Below are 19409 nucleotides of genomic sequence, written 5' to 3'. Positions count from 1 at the left end.
CTGGAAGCGTTCCCCGGGCGCGGGCAATGGGCTTGCCTGGGCATGCCTCAGGAGAACGTTGTGGAATCGCCGAGCCTGCAGCGTCAGCTTACCTTCCTTGGGCGTTACAAGAATCGCTTCTACTGGCTTACGTAGGTATCCGCCGTCGGGAGCGACGGTCTTGATGAACCGGTCGAGTTCCTTCCCTTCGGCTGCACTCCCTTTTCCAGCTGTATCGCTCGAACCCTTCTTAGCACGTCGTCTCGCGGGCCGCGGAGGTTCGCCATCCCCTGCCAGCAGGCTAGCCTGCAGCGGCCATACAGCTTGCGGTGAGGATGGGAGGGTGGTCATTGGCGTCGATTATGCCTTAACGGTGAGTTTTAAGGCTTTGCGTTCGCGTCTTCAGATGGACCGAGACATGACTGCTGTTTGACTTCTTCTGTTGAAGACTCCTGTTGAGCCGTTGAATTGTTTACTGTTGAAATTGCTGTGAGGAATCAACGTGTTAGCGTCAATCGGGTGAGCGCTTTTACGCTGATTGGGAGGCGTTTTCGGGCTCAGGGCTGTGGATATGCGGAGGGTGTCGGGGTTCGGTGAGCCCTTGTCCGCCTTGTGGTGTGTTGATTTGTTGGTCAGGTGAGCGTTTGTCGGCCGCCTGTGGATAACAAATCCACTCACCTTTAGGAGCCGTCGAACCCGCGCTCGGGAGCCAAAAACCGATACGAAAGATGCTGAACGAAGGCCAGGGTATCAGCAACGAGCGCTAGCTTACGGATGGTGCCAACCTCGACGGAGCCGAGCTTTGAGAGCTAAGCTGTTGTCAGGTGGGAGAGTTGGCGACCAGACCACCGAACGCAGGCCGGCAAAGGTGAGCTAATTTTTGGGAGACGGCGTAAACGTGCCGTTTTCGCGTGTCCTTCGTCAGTTTTTTGGTATTTCGCACGCAAGCGACAAAAGTGCTGGCAGAATCCGCTCGTCAACGCGACTGCGCATTTGTGGCGGTCACTAACAATCTAAGAGGATGCTTATGGATAGCGCGATTGAGGATGGACTTGCCGACAAGTTGCCGGTGAGCCTGGTCAGTTCTCGAGTGACCATGGAGGACATAACGGCGCTGGGCGAGCGCTTGGAAATCCAGACAGCTCGGCTCAAAGAATATCTCTTTAGCGGAACCGCCAAGAAGGCGCCGGAGTTCAATGCGACGAAGCTGGCGGAACTATGCGGAAGGTCTCGCGACCAGATGTTGCGTCTACTCGACCGCGGGCTCGAACCTGGATTGAGCGATGGCATCAAGGGCAAAGCCGACGGCGGCAGTGAGCGCAATCGCCGCTTCACCCTGTCTGAGGCCCGCGCCTGGGTCAAGGCGACCCGCAAGCCAGGCCGTCCCCCCGGCTTGCCGGGCGCCACCATAACGGTGGCCAATTTCAAGGGCGGGGTCAGTAAAACTGTGACCGCCATGAGCACGGCTCAGGCCTTGAGCTTGAAGGGCTATGACGTCCTGTGCATTGACTACGACCCGCAAGGGTCAATGTCTGCCCTCTTCGGCCTGACGCCGGGGTTCATACCCGAGAGCGAAACAGTGCTGCCCTTAATGATGCACGCGACCTCCGAGATTGCACGGGACACACTGCAGGAGTCGATTCAAGCGACGTACTGGGACGGGATTGACTTGGTGCCGGCCTCACATGCGATTGCTCAGGGTGAGTTCTATTTGCCCTTGCGGCAGTTGGAAGCAAACAACCGGGGCGAGGAGTTCAAGTTCTGGGACGTGCTGAACAAGGCGCTTGATGCCGGGATTCGTGAACAGTACGACTACATCATCATCGACACCCCGCCGGCGCTGTCGTACATGAACATGACAACCATTTGGGCAGCCGACGCGCTGCTCCTGCCGCTTCCGCCCGAAGGCATCGACTTCGTCAGCTCTGCGCAATTCTGGACGATGCTGTCGGAGCTAAGCACTGGATTGGCGTTGGGCCAGAAGGATTTCGCGTGGGTGGCTGCAGTGCCGAGCAAGGTGAACCACCAACGCATGTATACGAAGGAGATTCTCAAGTGGATGCAAGGTTCCTACGGAGACATGTTGACGCAAACGGAAATTCCCGACACGGCCGCCGTGGGAATGGAAGGGGCCAAGTACTCCACTGTCTACGACGTCGAACGGTACGCGGGTTCTGCTAAGACGCTCTCGCGCGCACGCGACGCTTACGACAAGCTGGTCGATGAGATTGATTTCATGACTCGCCGGAAGGTGTGGCAGATTCCGGCGACCGAACAGGAGTAACAAGATGGCAACAAAAGGCAGAGAACAACTGAGCGCAATCAGCGATGCAGTCCTGTCAGGTCCGACGTCGCCGGCTATGGTGCGGCAACGGCCATTGCCTGCGCCGACTCAGCTGATGAACCTGACGGGCGGGCACCTTGAGAGCAAGGCGGAGATTGAACGGCTCAAGAAAGAACAAGGCAAGGCTCTGGTAATCAGGCTAGACCTGTGCGATGACGGGCCATTTCATTCAAGCCCTCTCGACCCCGTTCGCGTCGCGAACCTGAAAGCGAACCTAAAGGAGAACCCGCAAACGACACCGGCGCAGCTACGCCCGGCCGCCGCCGGACGGTTCCAGATTCTGGCCGGGCGTCATCGTAAGGCAGCTCTGCTTGAGCTGGGTCGGGAAGAGTGGCTTGTCACCATCCGTGAAGCGTCGGATGATGAGGCCGAACGAGTCACGTTTTATGACAATCTTCTTGCGCCTCAACTGACGGACTACGCGAAATACTTGGGCCTCGCGCAGCGGAAGGCTAGTCGCAGTTTTACAGTTCGGGAGCTCGAGACAGAGTCAGGGCTCAGCAAGTCGCAGGTCGCCAGGTTGCTTTCGTTCGAACGCTTGCCTGCCGCAGCCCGCCAGCTGGTTGCTTCTAAGCCGTCTGCCATAGGGGCAAACGTGGTCGAACTGCTCGCGGCGCTTGCAAAGGACCATGGCGACCGCGTTGTTCAGGCCGTCGAGTTGGTCGTGGAGGGTAAGCTGAAGGCAAGCAAGGCGCCTGCGTGGGTGACAGCCCCCCCAAAAGAGAAGAACGCGGAACGCCGGAGGCAGCCAAGTACGGACCTAGCGGTTGACGGTACGCGCTACGTCCGAATTAGACGCCGGGACGGCTTGTTGTCGATGGCTTTCACATCAGCGCAGGAAGCTGATGAACTTGAGAGAATCATTACTGAGCTCATCAAGGACCGCATCGCAAAACTAAAATCGCTCAGCTGAAGTAAGGGGCCCTCGGGCCCCTTTGCTTTTCTGGCGCCCCTCTGACCCACACGAGAACAATGAGCTGCATGCGCCGGCGAGGCTAACAAGGTCTGCTTCGCACGTTGTCCCTAGTAGGGACAAACTAGATTCCCTGGGACAGAGTTACCCCGCAGCGACGCATTTTCGACTTCCAGCAGCGGCGTGACGGCGTCTTGTCCCTAGTAGGGACAAACTAAATTCCCTGGGACAGAGTCACCCCGCAGCGGCGCATTTTCGAATTCCAGCAGCGGCGTGGAGGCGTTTTGTCCCTAGTAGGGACAAACTAAATTCCCCGGGACAGATTGCCACCACGCCTTCGACGTCCGCGAGCAGCGTGCAAGCGTCGAGCGACCGGCGAGTAGGACAGGTGAATTGAGTCCCTACCTGGACGGGGCGGGTTCGGCAGCAAGTCGTGTTGTCCCTACTAGGGACAACCAAAATACTTGGGGACAGCGGTGCCGCAGGCGGCCAGTCTAGGTGGTCCGCCCAGTGGGCTCATAACTGGATAAACGTACAGGACGCTTTTGGTCAAAGTCGAGTCGCGGAGGCACAACAACGTCGTCACTGCGCTTACCTTGCTCAGCTAGGCGACCCTGAAGCTGATGCACGAGGACCCGGAGGTCTTCAGCCTGCTGACGATAAGCCGATTCGCGGGCACCAGTCTTATCCCCCGTTTGGGCGAGTTGCTCCTGGAGCATTCGACTCTCGGCGCGGGCCGCCTCAATAGCGGTCATGGCGTACTTCTGGACGCCTTCGTAGCGCGCATTCGCCTTTGCGAGTTCGTCCCTCATCGCCTTCCGGTCGTCCTCGACGACTTGCGTGAGCGCTCTCACCTGCTCTGTAAGGGTGGCAACCAGGGCAGGGAAACTTGCAATCTCTGACGCTGCCAAGCGGACGCTGGCAACCGCAGCAGTCAGTGACTTCGAGGCGTCCGCAGCCTGAGCAATCAACTCTGCGGCTTGCTGAGCTCCCACCCTATCGAGGGCCTCAGCAGTGGGGTCTCGCTTGTTCGGCAGGGGGCGCTGGCGGTCAGCTTCCCACAGCTTCAACTCGCCGACGATTGTCTCGAAACTGCCCTTACCAAGCAGCTTCCGCACCAGAGTGGAGGTCGGGGCTGTACCGGCGGCGAGGAGCTGGTCGGCAATTTCCCGAACGCGCTTGCGGGTATCAGAGGGGGTTGCTGCCATTGTTGTGGTGGTGGTGGCTTAAGACTTGGCGTAAAGATTTACGGCCTGATTATCCCAGCTAAGCCGCAAACTGGTGCATTTCGTGAAACATCCACACACGTCAACTCGCCGTTCGACCGGTCCCAAGCCGCTAAGTCGTTGCCACACATCGATTATTCACAACTGCAAGCCACCTTGTGAAAATGCCGTGAAACATTGAATTTGCCATCGCCTGCGTAACAGGTGGCAAGCGTAACGGGTGTAAATAGCTGCGCCTGGGTCCAGGCGCAAGCAGCCGAGGGTAGGGCGGCTAGCACCTGAACCGCTTTCTCGGACCGGTGCGGCGAAGGCGTTTAAAGCCTCTTTCTACTCTGTCGCAAGGTTGGGCCTTCTCGGGCCCTGGTAACTATTGGACAGTATGGGACAGGTCATTCCAATCGCAAACGCAAGCCGCCTCGAATCATCCGACGCGGCTTTTACCTTCATCGACGAGTGCTACGAGCGGCTTGGCCAGCTCCCCGGCTTCATCGTCCGCGACGGTCAGGTTGAGTTGTCTCGGCAGGTTTGCCGTGCAATGGTGGCCGACGAGCCCATCGCTGCCGAGGCACCCACCGGCACCGGAAAGACCATCGCCTACTTGGTCGGCGCAATCGCTGCCTCGGAAAAGCTGCGGACCACAAAGGAGGTCCCGGTCGTCATCGCGACAGCGACGGTTGGCCTCCAAACCCAAATCATGCAGGGCGACCTTCCAACGCTGGTCAAGGCGCGCATTGTTCAAAGCGAGCGGGACGCGGTCGTGGCCAAAGGCCGCGGTCGCTATTTCTGCGTCAACTCGGCCGAGCGCATTTCCAACCAGGGCGACGCGGAAAACCAATTCGACTTCTTCGACCAGGGCTCCAACGAGAACGTCGATGTGTCCGTCGACGTGAAGTCAATGCTCGACCACTGGCGCGGCGGCGCCTGGAACGGGGACGTCGACAGCTACCCGGACAAGACACCGGGCAGTTGGAAGGAAGTGGCAGCCAAGTCCGAGACCTGTCTCGGTCATAAGTGCGAGTTCCACAGCGAGTGCCCCTTCCTGGCGTCGCGCCGGGTCCTGTCGGAAGCCAAAATCATCGTGGCCAACCACGACCTTGTCTTGGCTGACCTGGCCATGGCCAAGGAAAGCCCCACCGATGCTCTGTTCCCCGGCGGCCGCTATCTCCTCGTTTTTGACGAGGCCCATCATCTGCCTGACAAGGCAATCGACGTAGGCTCGGCAAACCTCGTGCTCGACGACTGCGTTGCCAACCTCGGTCGGATGGCCGGCTTCTCGAAGGGGTGGCAGCGCAAGGGGGAGCTGGTGCGCCTGTTCGAGAAGGCCAAGCTCAGCGCGCACGATTTCGACACCGGTGGCCTGGTGAACGGGCTCGCTGGCTTGAAGGACTCCCTGTCGACCATCACGGTGGAGCCGGAGACCAATCAGTATCGCTTCCCGGCCGGAAAGCTCGACACCTCCGTGCTGAAGGCCGCGACCCATGCGCTGGACCATGCGCGGCTCTTGCAAGAGAGCATCAAGGAGGCCAGCGCGGCCCTCAAGAAAACGAATCTTCCGGAGAAGAGCCCGGAATTGAAGGGGCCGATAGGCGAGCTCCTGTACCAGTGCGCCTTCTTCGGCTCGCAGCTGTCATCCATCGTCAAGGGGCTCGAGCTGTTCTCTGCGCCGGACCGGGCAGTTCGCTGGGTGTTCAAAGGCGGCACGCCGGAGGTGGCGAGCATTCACGTGTCGCCGCTCGAAGGCGCAGACGTCCTGCGTCGCCTGCTGTGGGACAGCGAGCGGGCCATCGTCGCGATGGTGTCGGCAACGCTTCAGGATTTCGACGGGTTTGACCGCTTCCGGGCACGCGTCGGTGTCGGTGACGTGCTGCGCACGATGAAGCTCGACCCCATCTTCCCTTACCGCAACAACACCATCGAGCTCATCGACATGAAGTACAGCCCGCGCCAAGATGAACGGGAGAAGTACATCGAGGAGCTGCAGCTGAACATGCCGGCAAATATCGATGCGTCCGAGGGAACTCTCATCCTGTTTCCATCGCGCTCGTTGATGAACGCGCTGCTGCCGACATTGAACAAGCACTTCGGAAACGCGGTTCTTGCTCAGGGCGACCTTGGCATCAAGGAACTGATTCATGAGCACAAGGACCGCATCGACCGGGGACGGGGCAGCATCCTGTGCGGCCTGGCAACAATGGCGGAGGGCCTCGACCTTCCCGGCGCCTACTGTGTGAACGTCATCATCTGCGCGATTCCTTTCGCAGTCCCGACCTCGCCTGTCGAGCAGGAGCTCGCCGAGGTCTTGGGCAAGGAGTACTTCGCCCAACGTGCGATGCCCGACGCACTGACCAAGCTCATCCAGATGGTGGGCCGCCTGATGCGCCGTGAATCGGACAGGGGCCGAATCGTGGTCTTCGACAAGCGGCTCATCTACACCCAGTGGGGCCGAAAGATGCTGGAGGCCCTGCCAGGCTTTCGCAAACGGTCGATGCCTGCTTTGCGGCTGCCGCGGCCTGTCGCCGTCAAGTAGCAAAGGAGCCGCGGCGAGCCGCCGCATAAAAGGGGCGCTCTATACGGGGCACTGTCTTGACTTGCCCGCAAGGGCTGCCCCTCATGCTTCACAAAGAATTCTTTGGCCTCATCTTCCTGGCGTTCGTCGCCTGGATTTTCTTGGCCGCATCGCCGGAGAAGCGCATCGAACGGGGCTGCGCTCCGATTGCCTGGGTCGGGAACGCAACCACGTCGTTGTCTTCGCTGGTGGTCCCCTCACAGCAGACGAAGGTTCAAGGGTGGTTCAACAACCTCGGCTACGGCTGCCGCTACGTGACCTGGCGCCTCATCTACCAGGACGCCTACAACGAGTGGCTCGCTACCCAGGGCCTCAGCCCTGACGCGAAGAAGCCGGCCGACGACGCTGCTGCTAACCCGGCGCAAAAGGCCGCCTCCGCGCCCGCTTCATCCACCCCCGCAGCGCCGGCCGCGCCCGCCGCCCCGGAGAAAAAATGACCAAGAAACGCCGCCATTTCCTTCAAGCCGTCGGGCTGGCCTGGGCTTGCGCACTCATGCTGCCCTCACTCGCCAGCGCCGCGCCTACGGTCGACGTCGTGAAAATCATGTCGTTCTCGTGCCCGGTCTGCCGCGCCGCAGAGGCCCAGGACGTTGCTATCGAAAGTGCGGTGAAGGCCGTCGGCGGGAGCTTCGTGCGCGGCCCGGTTCCGGTTGACCCGGCCGAGAGCGGCGCCAAAGAGCGCGTCTACTACGCCGCTCGAGGCGTTTCGCCGGCGGTGGCTGACACCATCAAAAACGCGATTTACCGTGGCGCGCAGGACCTCAGCATCCCGTTGGGCGAGGAAAACCAGGTGCTGGTTTGGCTCCAGCAGCAGCTGGGGGACATGCCGGAGAAGGACCTCACCGCTCTCTTCGAGGCCTCACGGGGCCCGCGCGGAAAGGGCGCACTTTCTCGTGCGGCAACCCTTGCCGTGTCAGTCGGTGTTGAGAGCCTTCCTGCCTACGTCATCGTCGTTGACGGAAGGCCCGTCTCCAGCGTCGACCCCACCTCCGTGCCTGGAGGCTCGCTGACGCGCCTTCGGGATGAAGTCATCTCCAAAGTGAAAACTCTCGCGAAGTAACAGCATGCCCATGATTGAAGTCCCCGCCCACGTCCAGCACGAGAACGTTCGGCAAAACCACATCGACGTCGTCGGCGGTACCAACTGGGACTTGTCCCGTTCTGCGGTCGAAACGCCCATCACGCCGCTGCCGGACCCGGTGCCGCTCCCACCCCTTGAGCCTACCAATGGGTACCAGGCCGCACACGCCATGCCGGTGGAGGGCGCCACAGTCATCGTCGACTTCGCCAAGAACTCTGTGCTCATCAGCAAACAGACTGCTGCGGAGCTGCGCGGCCTTCACAAGAAATCAACCGTCCTGGTCGCCGGCCACGCGGGCGCGGGCGAAAAGAATCCCGCCAAGCTGGCGCAGCGGCGTGCCCAGGCTGTCGCCGCGAACTTAAAGCGTCGCGGCCACAGGGTCGAGGCGGTGCGGTCGTTCTCGAGTGAGGTGCCCCGCAGCCACACGTCCGAGGGCGCCTCGCTGAACCAGCGGGTGGAAGTATTTGAGCGCTGAGTGCAAGGAAGACGCGCTCATATAAACGCATCTTCTATAGAAGGGGTGCCTTAAAAAGCCCCAGTAACCCCCGCTGAAAGCAGCGGACTCAGTACCCCCAGGAGACTCAATTGATTCACGACCTTTTCATCGTTGGTGAAATCCGCAAGATTACGGTGTCCACCCCCAAGGACCCCAAGAAGGGCGCCAGCGCTGTGCTTATGGTGCAGTGGGGCCCGGTGCGCGAACAAAGCGGCGGTGTCGTCGACTTCATCAACGCCGGCCAAGTTCGCATCCCCAACTACCGCTTCCCGAAGCTGCAGGACCGCCTCAAGGTCGGCCAGACCGTCAAAATCAACGGCCACATCCAAGGTGTCGTGAAGACCCTGGACGCCGACCAGTTCCTCTCGAACGAGCTGGTCGCCGACCGCGTGTTCATCCTGGACGAACCGAGCACGCCGGCGGAGGCCGCCGCAGCCGCCGCCGAGTAAACCCCGACCTGGGCCATGGACGCGATTCCGTCGCTGCCTCCGTACGCCCATGTCACGCGAGAGGCCGTGCAGTGCGCTGCACAGGCCTCTTTGCGTTACGACGTACCGGAGCTACTCCTGCACGCGATTCTTCGAAAGGAGAACGGGCGGGTCGGCGCGAGCAGCAAGAATCGCGACGGAAGCTTCGACCTCGGCCCCGCACAGGTCAACACGAAGTGGGTCGAGTACTTCGCCAAGTTCGGCCTGAGGAAGGAGCATCTGCGCGACGACTTCTGCACGAACATCAACGCGAGCGCCTACATCATTCGCGACAACTTCAACAAGAAGCGCGACTGGTTCAACGCCATCGTGGCCTACAACATCGGGCCCAACAACTGGACGCCGAACCGCTATCGCATCGGCCACAAGTACGCCAGCGACGTCATCGGCTTCTGGTGGGGCTTCCAGAACTATGTCGATGCGCAGCGCGGTATTCGCCGCACCGCGGATGGAACCCCCACCGCCGCCGCCACTTCGCCTATTCGTCAAGCGCAGGCCTCTCCGGCCAAGCCGAAACAACTCGTCTTTTCCCTATCGTCGGACGAGACGGGAAGCGAATAGCGCTAGCTCAGAAAAAACTTCCGGGTTGTATAAACCCATCGCTATACGGTAGGCACTCGCTGCCTGAACCAACGGCTCCGGCTCTCGAGCGCGTGTTTGCAAACACATCACCTCAACGAAGCAAGGAGCTTTAAATGACTTTTCTCCGTACCCTGAAGGGCAAGGCCCTCGCTGCGCTGGCTGTGGCCGGTGCCTCCCCGGCGGTGTTCGCTGGCCAGTTGGACCAGAACGACGCGTTCTACAGCTTCTGGAAGACCGTGGACGGTTGGACCACAGGCGCCCTGGGCGTTGGCCTGGCCACCACCATGCTGCTCATGGGCGGCGCCATCGGCGTTGCCAAGAACAGCCCCATGCCCGCGCTGACGGGTATCGCTGGCGGTGCTTTCCTGCACTGGGGCCCCAGCATCATCCAGCAAATCATGGTGGGTGGCGGCCTCATCTAAGCGCGGCCTGACGAGTAGGGGCGGGAGACCGCCCCTATCTCTCTTCTCTCTTTCCTTCCCCCGGAAGTAGCGCATGGACCAAGAGTCGCACGTCTTTCCCTTCGACCTCGAGTCGCCCATCCCAATCATGTTTTGGGACCCCTTGGAGTTCACGCTTTCACTGATTCTGATGGGTTTCGGAATCATCGCGCACATGTGGATTCTCGGTGTCTTGATGGGCGGCGGCGTACTCATTGGCGCCCGGTATCTCAAGCGTGGCTCCAAGCGCGGAGCGATGCAGCACTTTTTGTGGGCGCACGGGCTACAGCTGGACGCGCCGCTGAAGACCAGGTTTAAACCCGCGTGGCTTAACGACTTTACCGAGTAAGCCACCAGGCCTAACACATGTCAGACCCGAAACAAAACAACTACCTGGACAGCGTCGCAAACGCGTTCAAAACCGCGCAGGCCTGGAAGAGCGCCACCTACACCCTTGGTGTGGCTGTCATCTTCCTGGTCAGCGCGCTCATCTATCAGCAGCGCAACACGCCTGTGGTTCTCGTGCCGCACGACTTGGCCGCCTCCGGCACCCGTGTCACCGTGACCACCAACGGCGAGATTCGCGGCACGAGCTCCGAGTACATGGCGAACGCGGCCATGTCCGATGCCTCACTCATCCTGAATTTCATTCCGGACAACGTCGTTACGCAAACGACCCGGTTCCTGAACCGGCTCACGGAGGACCTGTATGGCGAACAACGCGAGCCACTGCTCGCGCAGGCCGAGGACTTCAAGCGTCGGGGGGTGACCCAGTCGTTCTATCCGTCCGAAGTCAAGGTCTCTCCGGACGGCAAGCGCGTCCAAATCGATGGCACCCAGTTGCGCTGGGTCGGCGGCAAGGAAACGCTGCGCGCCAAGCTGACTTACGTCATCACCTACAAGGTTTACAAGGGGTACTTGCATGTCGCCGACCTGCGTCAACAACAAGACAAATAAGCAGCCACTCGCCGTGGCTCTGGCACTCGTCGCTGGGCTTGCGCTCTCGGCTACGGCATTCGCTGCCCCCGCGAAGAAGCAAGTCGAGCCCGTCAAGGGTGCCACCATCGAACTGCCCGAGCCGGGCGTCGTGACGGTGTCCGACTACGAATTCAATACCTTCGTCTTCAGCGAACCTGCAAAGCGCTTCATCTTCCCGGCGGGCTCGCCTGTCTCCGGCGACCCAATCACGCTCTCGGGCGGTACCCAGGTACTGCTGCAGTTCACGCGTGGTGCCGACCGCCCGGTACAGATGGTGGTGGAGCTGCAAAGCGGCAAGGTAGAGAAGTTGCGCGTGGTGCCCAAGGCTGTGCCAGGCATCACTTACCCAGTGAATGGTGCTCGACTCAAGCCCCCGTCTGCCGCGCGCACCCAAGGCCCTCTCGTGAGCGACGGACAAAAGGGGTCCTCGCCGCGCGGCGCGGATATCGAGCTGCTGAAGACGCTGACGACTGGCGGCGAACCGCCGAGCGGCTTCGAGCCCGTGAGCCTCCCCCGGCCGACCCGTTTCGACAAGTTCACGGTCGTACCAATGGCGGGCTGGAGCGACGGCGCCAAGCGAATCTTGGTTTTCTCGCTGGTTGCTGCACAGGACCAGACCGCCGTGGTCAGCCCGAATCAGTTCTACCGTGAAGGCATCAACGCTGTGCTGCTGGACGGCGACACCGTGGACGCAAACAGCAGCCCGCAACTGTTCGTAGTGGAGGAGCTCGGCGATGAGTGACGACAAAAAGCCAGGACTGTTCATCAACAACAAGTCGAAGGCGGCACCCGCGTCCGCATCGGCCATCAAGGTCGGCGGCAAGCAAAAGAACGTCCAACGTCGCTGGCTCTATGTCGCCGTCGGCCTGGCGGGCGTCGCCGTCATCAGCACGGCCGCCTTCTCCGACAAGAAGTCGAACTTGCCCGATGGCCCGAAGAAAGAGGCGGCCATGATTAACGTGACCCCGCCCAACGCGGACAAGGTGGCGTTCGAGGCCAAGTTCGGCAAGGACTTGGAGGGCTTCAAGCAAATGCTGGAGCAGCTCAAGTCCGACAACCTCTCGCTGAAGGAGCGCGTCGCGCAGCAAGACCTTGCTGCCCGGAATGCGGCTGCCAACGGCGGCACCGGTGCAAGGTCGAATACGCCCCTGCCTGCCGGCGTCGTGCCCCCACCCAGCCAAGGCAACAGTGGCGGCATCGGCTCGCTCGCAGCACCAGAGGCTCCCCCGCCGCCTCCGGCTGCGCCCGCGCGGCCGGCAGGGGGGATTCCCATTCCCGCAGGCCCCGGTGCGTCTGGCGCTTCGCTGCCTCCCATTACGCCAACGATGCAATCCGCCCCGGTCGCACCGATGGTCTTCGAGGTGAAGGACACCAGCGCTGCAGTCGCACCCGCAGGAGGCCCCTCCGTCAACTCGAAGATTTCGTACAAGAAGAACGAGTCTGCCGGGCTCCTGCCGGCAGGCGGCTTCGCACCCGTCGTGCTGCTCAACGGCCTGGACGCGGGTACGTCGGTGACGACGCAATCGAATCCGATGCCTGTTCTGATGAACGTGACGGAGCAGGCCACGCTGCCTGGTGCCGCCAAGTACCGCCTCAAGAACTGCTTCGTGCTGGGCAACGGCTACGGCGACCTGTCTGCCGAGCGGGTGTACGTGCGGTTCAATCGCCTCTCGTGCGTGGATAAGGGCGACCGCCTGATTCTGTCGCAGGAAGTCGCAGGCTACGTGGTGGACAGTGACGGGAAGCTAGGGCTTCGCGGCAAAGTGATGGACCGTCAAGGCGCACGCCTTGGCAAGGCGCTCCTCGCTGGTTTTGCACAGGGTCTCTCCGGTGCACTGGGTCAGGCCCAGGGCACCGTGACGTCCAACCTGTCGACAGGCTCCACTATGAGCTCGTTGGGCGGTGCGGCGGCGTTGCGGGCGTCCGGCCTCTCTGGCGCTCAAACGGCAGCGCAGCAAATCGCGGAGTTCTACCTGAAAGAGGCGCAAGCCATCTTCCCGGTGGTGTCCATCGACACCGGACGAACCGGGACCATCGTCTTCACCAACAGCGTCTCGCTGAACTGGGGAACGGGTGAGTCGCAGTTCGTTCAAGAAGTCAAGCCGAACAACTGATGGCCACGGCGGCGCCACCACCCGCTGCAGCCGTGATGCCCGCCGCCGAAGTTGGCGGGCGTCTGACTCAGCTTGAAGCGGACGAGGTTCTCTCGCGCTTGCGCGGCACCCTGCGCGGCACCCGCTTCCTGAAGGCGTGGCCCGCCGCAGTGCCAGGGCTCGTCACGCTGCAACTAGAAAACGGAGAGGTTGCCTATGCGGATAAGTCCGCTCGCTACTTCTTGATGGGGGTGGTGTTCGACACCGCTACTGGCAAGGGCTTGGACCGCCAGATGGACCCCACCGACACGAATGAATGAAAGACCCGGAGTTCCTATGAAACGCCTCCTTATTGCTGCCTCCGTGACCGCCTTGCTGTCGGCCTGTGCTGGCTTGGGCCACGTCGAATACGAATGCGCGCTCGCCGATGTGCCCGCCGCGAAATGCGCCTCGATGGAGGATGCGTACAAGCTTTCGACTAAAGGGAAGGGCGCAGGCAATCACAAACAATCCGTCTTTGAAAGCCAGCCTCGCACCGCCAAGACGGGCGAGCAGTCGCCTGAGGCTGCGCAGCCATTCTTCCGCGGGGAAGCGTCGAACATGCCCGACGCGGCGCAGCAGGGGCTGCCGGTGTTCAAACAACCGAAAGTAATGCGCGTCTGGGTTGCGCCGTACGTCGATGCCGACGGAAACCTGCGGTCTGGCGAGTACACGTACTTCGCCACACCTGGCGCCTGGAACTACGGCAGCCTGACCAAGCCTGGCGCAGCGGCCGCAGGCGGGATGTTTGAGCCCACCAAGCCCAATCAGCTGGGATTCACCCCCAAGGAAGTGAACTCCACCAACCGTGCCACGACGCCGAGCGGTCCGTCAAAACCGCCCGAGTCAAAGGCGGCTACCGGAACGACAACTTCGTCAGCACCTGCACCTTCGACATCGAACGGCATTACGCAACCGTACCAGCGACTCAACTGAACGTCGGCAGCGCCACCACAGCCCACGTAGGAGATATCTTTGAAACAAGCAGGCAAGTTGCTCAAGCGCCTCACTGCGTTCGTAAAGCCGGACGCCCCCATGGCGGTCCCCGCCACGATGTCGGCGGCGGCAGCCATGACCGACCGGGAATCGTTCTCGTCGCTATTCACGTATCGGTTCTTCGATGACGAGACGAATTTCATGTACCTCGATGACGGGCACGGGCCGGCCATCGGCTTCCTGCTCGCCATCTCACCGCTCAATGTCGCCGGCGTGAACGCCGAAGGTGCTATCGAGGCCGCCATGGTGGGTCTCCCGCCCGAGTCGGTCTTGCAATTCGGCAAACTCGTGACCCCGCAGGTCGAGGGCTTCGTGAACACCTGGGCGAACGCGCGCCTCGCCAAAACGAACAACCCGCTACTGCGACAAATCGTTGAGCGCCGCCGCGACTTCCTGCTCACCACCGCCCTGGGCCCATCGATGCTGCCCCGCACGCGCATGCATCCGCGCATGATGCAGTGGTACGTCGCCGCGCGCGTTCCATTCACGGGTGACGTGAAAAGCGAAGTCGAAATGCGTGCCTTTCGCCAGACGATGCGTGATTGCCGCAACACGGTCGCCAGCGCGTTGTCGGCCGTGGGCATGCAATCGATGGAAATGGCTGAGGTCGACATCAAGTTCCTGCTCTGGGAGCTTCTGAATCCGCACCTCGAGCCCTCCGAACGTATTTTCGAGGCGACGCCTGGCCAACCGGTCTCGGCGGACCTCATGTCCCGCAATACCCGTGTCAGCGTTTTGCGCGACGGCCGCATCGGCTTCAGCAAGCACGCAGGGGATACGAACGCGGACGGCGAGCACGTGCCTGACGTTGTCGTGAGTTGCCTCACGGTCGATGCGGCGCCCCATACGCACTACCTGCCGAGCATGGCGCGCACCCTCGGGGACCCGATGTCCTGGGACGACCGTATCACGTGTCCATACTGGGCATACACGACGGTCCACATTCTCCATCCCGATGACTCGAAGGATGACCTGCTGGGCAAGTTCGGCATGCTGAACAAGCAGACGATGTCTGAGAGCCAGTGGTTCCGTTCGATGATGGGCCACCTCTACGAGCGTCGGGACCGCGCAGAAGCGTTGCTCAAGGAAACGAGCAAGGGGCACCGCTTGGTGCGCGCCTACACGGGCATCAACCTGTACACGCCGCCCGATGAGGCCCGACAGCAGACCGAGCGCGTGAAGGGCTTTTTCCGAGGCGCCGGATTCCGAATTTCTGACGAGCCCTACATCTCCCTGCCGGTGTTCATCGCGTCGCTGCCGTTGCAGTATGTCCCGGCGATGGACCCTCCGAACCGCGGGATGCAGCGGGCTTGGCTGATGAGTTCCATCAACGCGGCCTCCATGATGCAAGTCCAGGGTGACTGGCGCGGTACGGGTCCGGAGCACGCGGGCCTACTGCTGACTTCCCGTTCGGGCCAACTTGCAACTTTCGACCTGCTGTGGAAGGACTCCACGAACTACAACTTCGTCGTGGTAGCCGCCTCTGGCTCGGGCAAGTCATTCCTGACCAACGAGCTGGTCTGCGACTTCCTTTCCCGCGGCGGTATCGCGCGCATTATCGACGTGGGGCGGTCGTACCACCGCTTCTGTACCGTCATGGGCGGTGAGAACCTGGTCTTCGACGCGGAGAAGCCGCGGTCGATGAACCCCTTCACCGGCATCAACACCGTCGATGACCTGAACGAGCTCATGCCGATGCTCAAGGAGCTGCTGCGCCTGATGGCATTCCCCCTGACCAAGTCGGAGGATGTGCCTCAGTTCCAGTATCAGCTGCTCGAAATCGTGGTCGAAAAGGCATGGCGAAAGTTTGCTGCAGCTACCGAACTCAAGCACGTCGTCGAAGAGCTGGAAGTCTGGGACGGCGCGTCGCCGGAGCTGGCCCACCAGCTCGCGATGCAGCTCATGGCGTATTCCCATGGCCGCTACAGCGCGTGGTTCACCGGCCCGCGTGAGGTTTCCTTCAACAAGCCTCTGGTCGTGATTGAACTCGAAGAGCTCAAACAGGACCCACAGCTCCAGTCGGTCGTGCTGCAGCTGGTGATGTTCCAGTGCACGAAGGAGATGTACCTCTCCGACCGGGCCCTCCCGAAGCTGCTGGCAATCGACGAAGCCTGGGACTTGATGGGCGGCCTCAGCACCGGCAAGTTCATCGAAACCGCCTTCCGCCGGATGCGTAAGTACAACGGCGTCGCCGGGGTCATCACGCAGTCCTTCCAGGATTTTACGAAGTCCGAGGCAGCAATGGCTGCGGTGGAAAACGCCGCGTGGCAGTTCATTCTTCACCAGAAGAAGGAGTCCATCGACTACGCGGTCGACCACAAGCGAATTTCGGCGGACGAGGCCACCATCGAGCTCATCAAGTCCGTGAAATCCGGCGAGGGGTTTTCCGAGGTCTTCGTGCGCAATGACGCCGGCGCGGGCGTGTACCGCTTCGTGACGGATAAACACTCCTACTACACGTTCTCGTCGAGGGCGACCGACATCATCAGGCTGAACAAGCTCACCGAGTCAGGCATGACGCTGGAGGACGCCATCGACAAGCTGGCAATGGAGGATTACGCGCGAATGTGGGGTGGCCAAGACGCCGCCTGACGCGCGAGAGTCCATCAGAACGCCCGGCGATGCCGGGCGTTTGCTTTCAAGACGTGAACATGAACGACGACACCACTTCACAAGGCGAAATTTTCAAGCTGCTCGCTCCCTATCTCGGGGGTACGCTTTTGCTTGCCGTGATGGTCGTAGTGCTCCTGCTGCGCTTCTCTCCGTTGGGACAAGGCGGCGGCGGGACATCCACGGTGAACGCGGTGACCTTCGATGTGGTGAAGTTTGCCAATGCGCAGCGCGCAGTCGCCTCCGCGTTCCTCAAGCCCGGCAGCGCGGACGTCGCCGAGGCGAACGAAATCCTCCTGGGACTTACCGAACGCACCCGCAAGACCATTGAGGAGGTGGCAGGGGAGGGCACGCTGGTGCTCGTGAAGCAATCGGTGGCCCACGGCGTGTCGCGCGACATCACCGACGACGTGCTGAAGAAACTCGGCATGCCGACCAATGCCCCGACGCGAGACGCCGTGGCATACACGCTGGACGTTGCACCGACCATGCTGATGGGGCCGCTGACCAGCCGTCGCCCGCAGACGACGGTGGCCCCCAGCGGTGAAAGCGTTATCCCGTGATTTCGCGCGACGCCTTCGAGCGCTTCTTCATCATCCTCGCATGCTCTGTGCTGGCGATTCATGTGTACGTGAAGGTCGTCCCGTACTCGCTGTCCTGGAACGTCACCGCATCGATTCCACGGGGACTCTATTTGTCCACCGAGGCGACAACGACGCCCCTGGTGCGCGGTCAGATTGGCTGCTTCGCCTATTCGGCACCGACTTGGGCGGAGGCGCGCCACTACTTCCCCGATGGGTTTCAGCTGTGCAAGTACGCGCTGGGCTTGCCTGGTGACGTGGTCGAGGTCGATGCGTCCCTTCGCGTGTCCTCCGCTGCGGGGAAGCACGCCGACGTCGCCTTTGCATCGGCCGACAGCCGCGGACGCCCGATGCCGCGTGCAGAGGGCCTGGCCGGAGCGATTCCCCGCGGGGAGTACCTGCTGCTGGCACCCGCCCACACGAACAGCCTCGACTCGCGCTACCTGGGACGTATTGCCCACGAGCGCCTCACCCGCACCCTTGTTCCCCTCTTGACCTGGTAACCACATGGCCACCGCGAAAGCTGACGCAGCAGACGTCGAAAAAGATGAAAAGGCGCAGCGCCTGCCCTTCCTCGAGGACGGCGAGCTGGCGACCGTCGTTCGCGTTGAACTGAAGACCCGCAAAACGCGAGCCCCCAAGCCCTATACGGAGGGAACGCTGCTCGACGACATGAAGGGCGCCGCGAAGTTCGTGGAAGACGCGACTCTTCGCAAGGCCATCAGGACCAAGGAAGCCTCTGGCATCGGCACTGCCGCGACCCGTGCGGAAACCATCGAGAAGCTCAAGGCCGTCAAGTACATCAAGGCCTCGGGAAAGACCATCACCGCGACCCCGAAGGGTCTCGACTTCATCACCTGGCTTGAATCCATCATGCCCGAGCTCACGGACGTTGCGCTCACGGCACGCTGGCAAGCAGAACTTGATGGCGTTGCCGTTTCAGGTGGCGGCAAAGCCTTTGAAGCCGGCGTCGCAGACAACGTGCGACAGCTGGTTTCTATATTTCAAGTGGCGCCTTCAATGCGCCTCGCATCCACCTCCTCAACTGAAGGCTCATCAAGCATGACTGACACCCCCAAACGTGCGAACAAACCCAGCGACAAGATGCTGGAGTTCGCGAAGCGCATCGCCGACAAGGTCGGCAAGAAGGTCCCTGACGACGTCATGGCCGACTGGGACGCCTGCAAGGCGTTCATCGACGAGAACAAGGACGCGGCCATGCGTCCGAGCGAAAAGCAGATTGCGTTCGCCGGCCGCATCGCCAAGGAGAAGGGCCTGACTGTGCCTGATGACGCGCTGAAGGACGGCCGCGAACTGTCGCGCTGGATTGACGAGAACATCAGCAAGTAACTCGCCTGCCTCCGCATGCAAAGCCGGCCCCGTGCCGGCTTTCGCTTTTGGGTCGCTACACCGGGAGGACATCAACGCCCTGTGCAAGGGGGCAATCATCACAAGGACAAACATGACAACCGCGACCGAATCTCGACTGGAAGAGTTGCTCGACCTGAAAGACGTCGAACTAGAGGAAGCCGAAGAGCGCATCCGCACACTCGAGAGAGAAATCGACTTTGGCGTCGACTGGATGCGGCACGAACCGCTTCCGCGTGACGAGTCGGGGCTTCCGCTCCCCCGCATCGAACTCCGGGTGATACCGAACACCCACTACTGCTTCGAAGCCGAGGTCACCTTGGCGTTGGCGCAGCGCGATGGCAGCGTCAGGTTCGTTCCGCTCTCATACAGCAAGGTGTCAGGCAGAGCGGTCGACCTCGAGCAATTTCCGACCTCCGGAGTGCTTTCCGACCGGCAAATCTCTGACCTGCCCGGGCTGGTGAACGACGCCTGTTTTCACATGGACAAGACCGGCATCGGCGCTTTCGTAGTGCTGGACGACAGGCGGCGCTATCGAATAACGAGCTTGCGCCCCCTGGCGATGGAGGCCGTGGCCTAACCCCGTCATTCCTCGAAAGCCCCGCATCGCGGGGCTTTCTCTTGCTGGC

At 61.4% G+C, this 19409-nt stretch carries 21 protein-coding genes; 20 read left to right on the top strand and 1 reads right to left on the bottom strand.

What is annotated here, in order from left to right:
• Window positions 1-1006: 1006 nt before the first annotated feature.
• Both G3W89_RS32665 and G3W89_RS32660 read left to right on the top strand, forming a co-directional pair.
• The gene (locus G3W89_RS32665) at window positions 1007-2263 is read left to right on the top strand and encodes a ParA family protein (RefSeq protein WP_162487200.1); all 1257 of its coding nucleotides are present in this window, start codon (window positions 1007-1009) and stop codon (window positions 2261-2263) included.
• A 4-nt stretch (window positions 2264-2267) separates the two neighbouring features.
• Complete coding sequence (locus G3W89_RS32660) at window positions 2268-3236, top strand: ParB/RepB/Spo0J family partition protein (RefSeq protein ID WP_162570700.1); 969 nt, start codon at window positions 2268-2270, stop codon at window positions 3234-3236.
• Window positions 3237-3730: 494 nt separating this feature from the next.
• Here G3W89_RS32660 and G3W89_RS32655 read toward each other — a convergent pair whose 3' ends face one another.
• Complete coding sequence (locus tag G3W89_RS32655; RefSeq protein ID WP_068673586.1) at window positions 3731-4444, bottom strand: DNA-binding protein; 714 nt, start codon at window positions 4442-4444, stop codon at window positions 3731-3733.
• Window positions 4445-4841: 397 nt separating this feature from the next.
• Here G3W89_RS32655 and G3W89_RS32650 point away from each other — a divergent pair, with 397 nt between their 5' ends.
• From G3W89_RS32650 to G3W89_RS32565, 18 genes are all read left to right on the top strand, one after another.
• Window positions 4842-6989 carry a helicase C-terminal domain-containing protein gene (locus tag G3W89_RS32650; RefSeq protein WP_068673584.1) on the top strand — a complete coding sequence of 716 codons (2148 nt, stop codon included), beginning with the start codon at window positions 4842-4844 and terminating at the stop codon, window positions 6987-6989.
• A gap of 83 nt (window positions 6990-7072) precedes the next feature.
• Entirely contained in the window at window positions 7073-7465 is a 393-nt protein-coding gene (locus tag G3W89_RS32645) for a hypothetical protein (protein WP_068673582.1), read from the top strand.
• On the top strand, window positions 7462-8088 hold the full coding sequence (locus G3W89_RS32640) for a hypothetical protein (RefSeq protein ID WP_068673580.1): 627 nt from the start codon (window positions 7462-7464) through the stop codon (window positions 8086-8088). Before G3W89_RS32645 ends, G3W89_RS32640 begins: the two co-directional genes overlap by 4 nt.
• Before the next feature lie 10 nt (window positions 8089-8098).
• Complete coding sequence (locus tag G3W89_RS32635; RefSeq protein WP_102906932.1) at window positions 8099-8584, top strand: OmpA family protein; 486 nt, start codon at window positions 8099-8101, stop codon at window positions 8582-8584.
• Window positions 8585-8694: 110 nt separating this feature from the next.
• Window positions 8695-9054 carry a hypothetical protein gene (locus G3W89_RS32630; RefSeq protein WP_068673576.1) on the top strand — a complete coding sequence of 120 codons (360 nt, stop codon included), beginning with the start codon at window positions 8695-8697 and terminating at the stop codon, window positions 9052-9054.
• 15 nt (window positions 9055-9069) lie between these two features.
• Window positions 9070-9654 carry a lytic transglycosylase domain-containing protein gene (locus G3W89_RS32625; RefSeq protein WP_162570701.1) on the top strand — a complete coding sequence of 195 codons (585 nt, stop codon included), beginning with the start codon at window positions 9070-9072 and terminating at the stop codon, window positions 9652-9654.
• Window positions 9655-9788: 134 nt separating this feature from the next.
• Window positions 9789-10097 (top strand): TraA family conjugative transfer protein, encoded by a 309-nt coding sequence (gene traA / locus G3W89_RS32620; protein WP_068673572.1) that lies wholly within the window; start codon window positions 9789-9791, stop codon window positions 10095-10097.
• Window positions 10098-10170: 73 nt separating this feature from the next.
• Complete coding sequence (locus tag G3W89_RS32615) at window positions 10171-10464, top strand: type IV conjugative transfer system protein TraL (protein WP_068673570.1); 294 nt, start codon at window positions 10171-10173, stop codon at window positions 10462-10464.
• Between the two features lie 17 nt (window positions 10465-10481).
• Window positions 10482-11072: a TraE/TraK family type IV conjugative transfer system protein gene (locus G3W89_RS32610; protein ID WP_068673568.1), complete on the top strand. Its 591-nt coding sequence runs from the start codon at window positions 10482-10484 to the stop codon at window positions 11070-11072.
• 13 nt (window positions 11073-11085) lie between these two features.
• On the top strand, window positions 11086-11835 hold the full coding sequence (locus G3W89_RS32605) for a type-F conjugative transfer system secretin TraK (RefSeq protein WP_068673566.1): 750 nt from the start codon (window positions 11086-11088) through the stop codon (window positions 11833-11835).
• Window positions 11828-13207 carry a TraB/VirB10 family protein gene (locus tag G3W89_RS32600; protein WP_068673564.1) on the top strand — a complete coding sequence of 460 codons (1380 nt, stop codon included), beginning with the start codon at window positions 11828-11830 and terminating at the stop codon, window positions 13205-13207. The genes G3W89_RS32605 and G3W89_RS32600 overlap by 8 nt, the downstream gene beginning before the upstream one ends.
• 35 nt (window positions 13208-13242) lie before the next feature.
• Window positions 13243-13506: a disulfide isomerase DsbC N-terminal domain-containing protein gene (locus G3W89_RS32595; protein ID WP_068673562.1), complete on the top strand. Its 264-nt coding sequence runs from the start codon at window positions 13243-13245 to the stop codon at window positions 13504-13506.
• A gap of 16 nt (window positions 13507-13522) precedes the next feature.
• A complete protein-coding gene (traV, locus tag G3W89_RS32590) occupies window positions 13523-14161 on the top strand; it encodes a type IV conjugative transfer system lipoprotein TraV (protein WP_068673560.1) in 639 nt (212 codons plus the stop codon).
• A gap of 39 nt (window positions 14162-14200) precedes the next feature.
• Entirely contained in the window at window positions 14201-16813 is a 2613-nt protein-coding gene (locus tag G3W89_RS32585) for a TraC family protein (protein ID WP_102905903.1), read from the top strand.
• Between the two features lie 59 nt (window positions 16814-16872).
• Window positions 16873-17394: a hypothetical protein gene (locus G3W89_RS32580; protein WP_146039478.1), complete on the top strand. Its 522-nt coding sequence runs from the start codon at window positions 16873-16875 to the stop codon at window positions 17392-17394.
• On the top strand, window positions 17391-17915 hold the full coding sequence (locus G3W89_RS32575; protein ID WP_068673556.1) for a S26 family signal peptidase: 525 nt from the start codon (window positions 17391-17393) through the stop codon (window positions 17913-17915). The genes G3W89_RS32580 and G3W89_RS32575 overlap by 4 nt, the downstream gene beginning before the upstream one ends.
• 4 nt (window positions 17916-17919) lie before the next feature.
• Window positions 17920-18762 (top strand): DNA topoisomerase, encoded by an 843-nt coding sequence (locus G3W89_RS32570; RefSeq protein WP_068673554.1) that lies wholly within the window; start codon window positions 17920-17922, stop codon window positions 18760-18762.
• A gap of 112 nt (window positions 18763-18874) precedes the next feature.
• Window positions 18875-19360 (top strand): hypothetical protein, encoded by a 486-nt coding sequence (locus G3W89_RS32565; RefSeq protein ID WP_162570702.1) that lies wholly within the window; start codon window positions 18875-18877, stop codon window positions 19358-19360.
• Window positions 19361-19409: the final 49 nt, after the last annotated feature.

The organism is Variovorax sp. PBL-H6, assembly GCF_901827155.1.
In the GTDB taxonomy this organism is placed as follows: Bacteria; Pseudomonadota; Gammaproteobacteria; order Burkholderiales; family Burkholderiaceae_C; genus Variovorax.
This window is presented reverse-complemented; position numbering and strand designations above follow the sequence as displayed.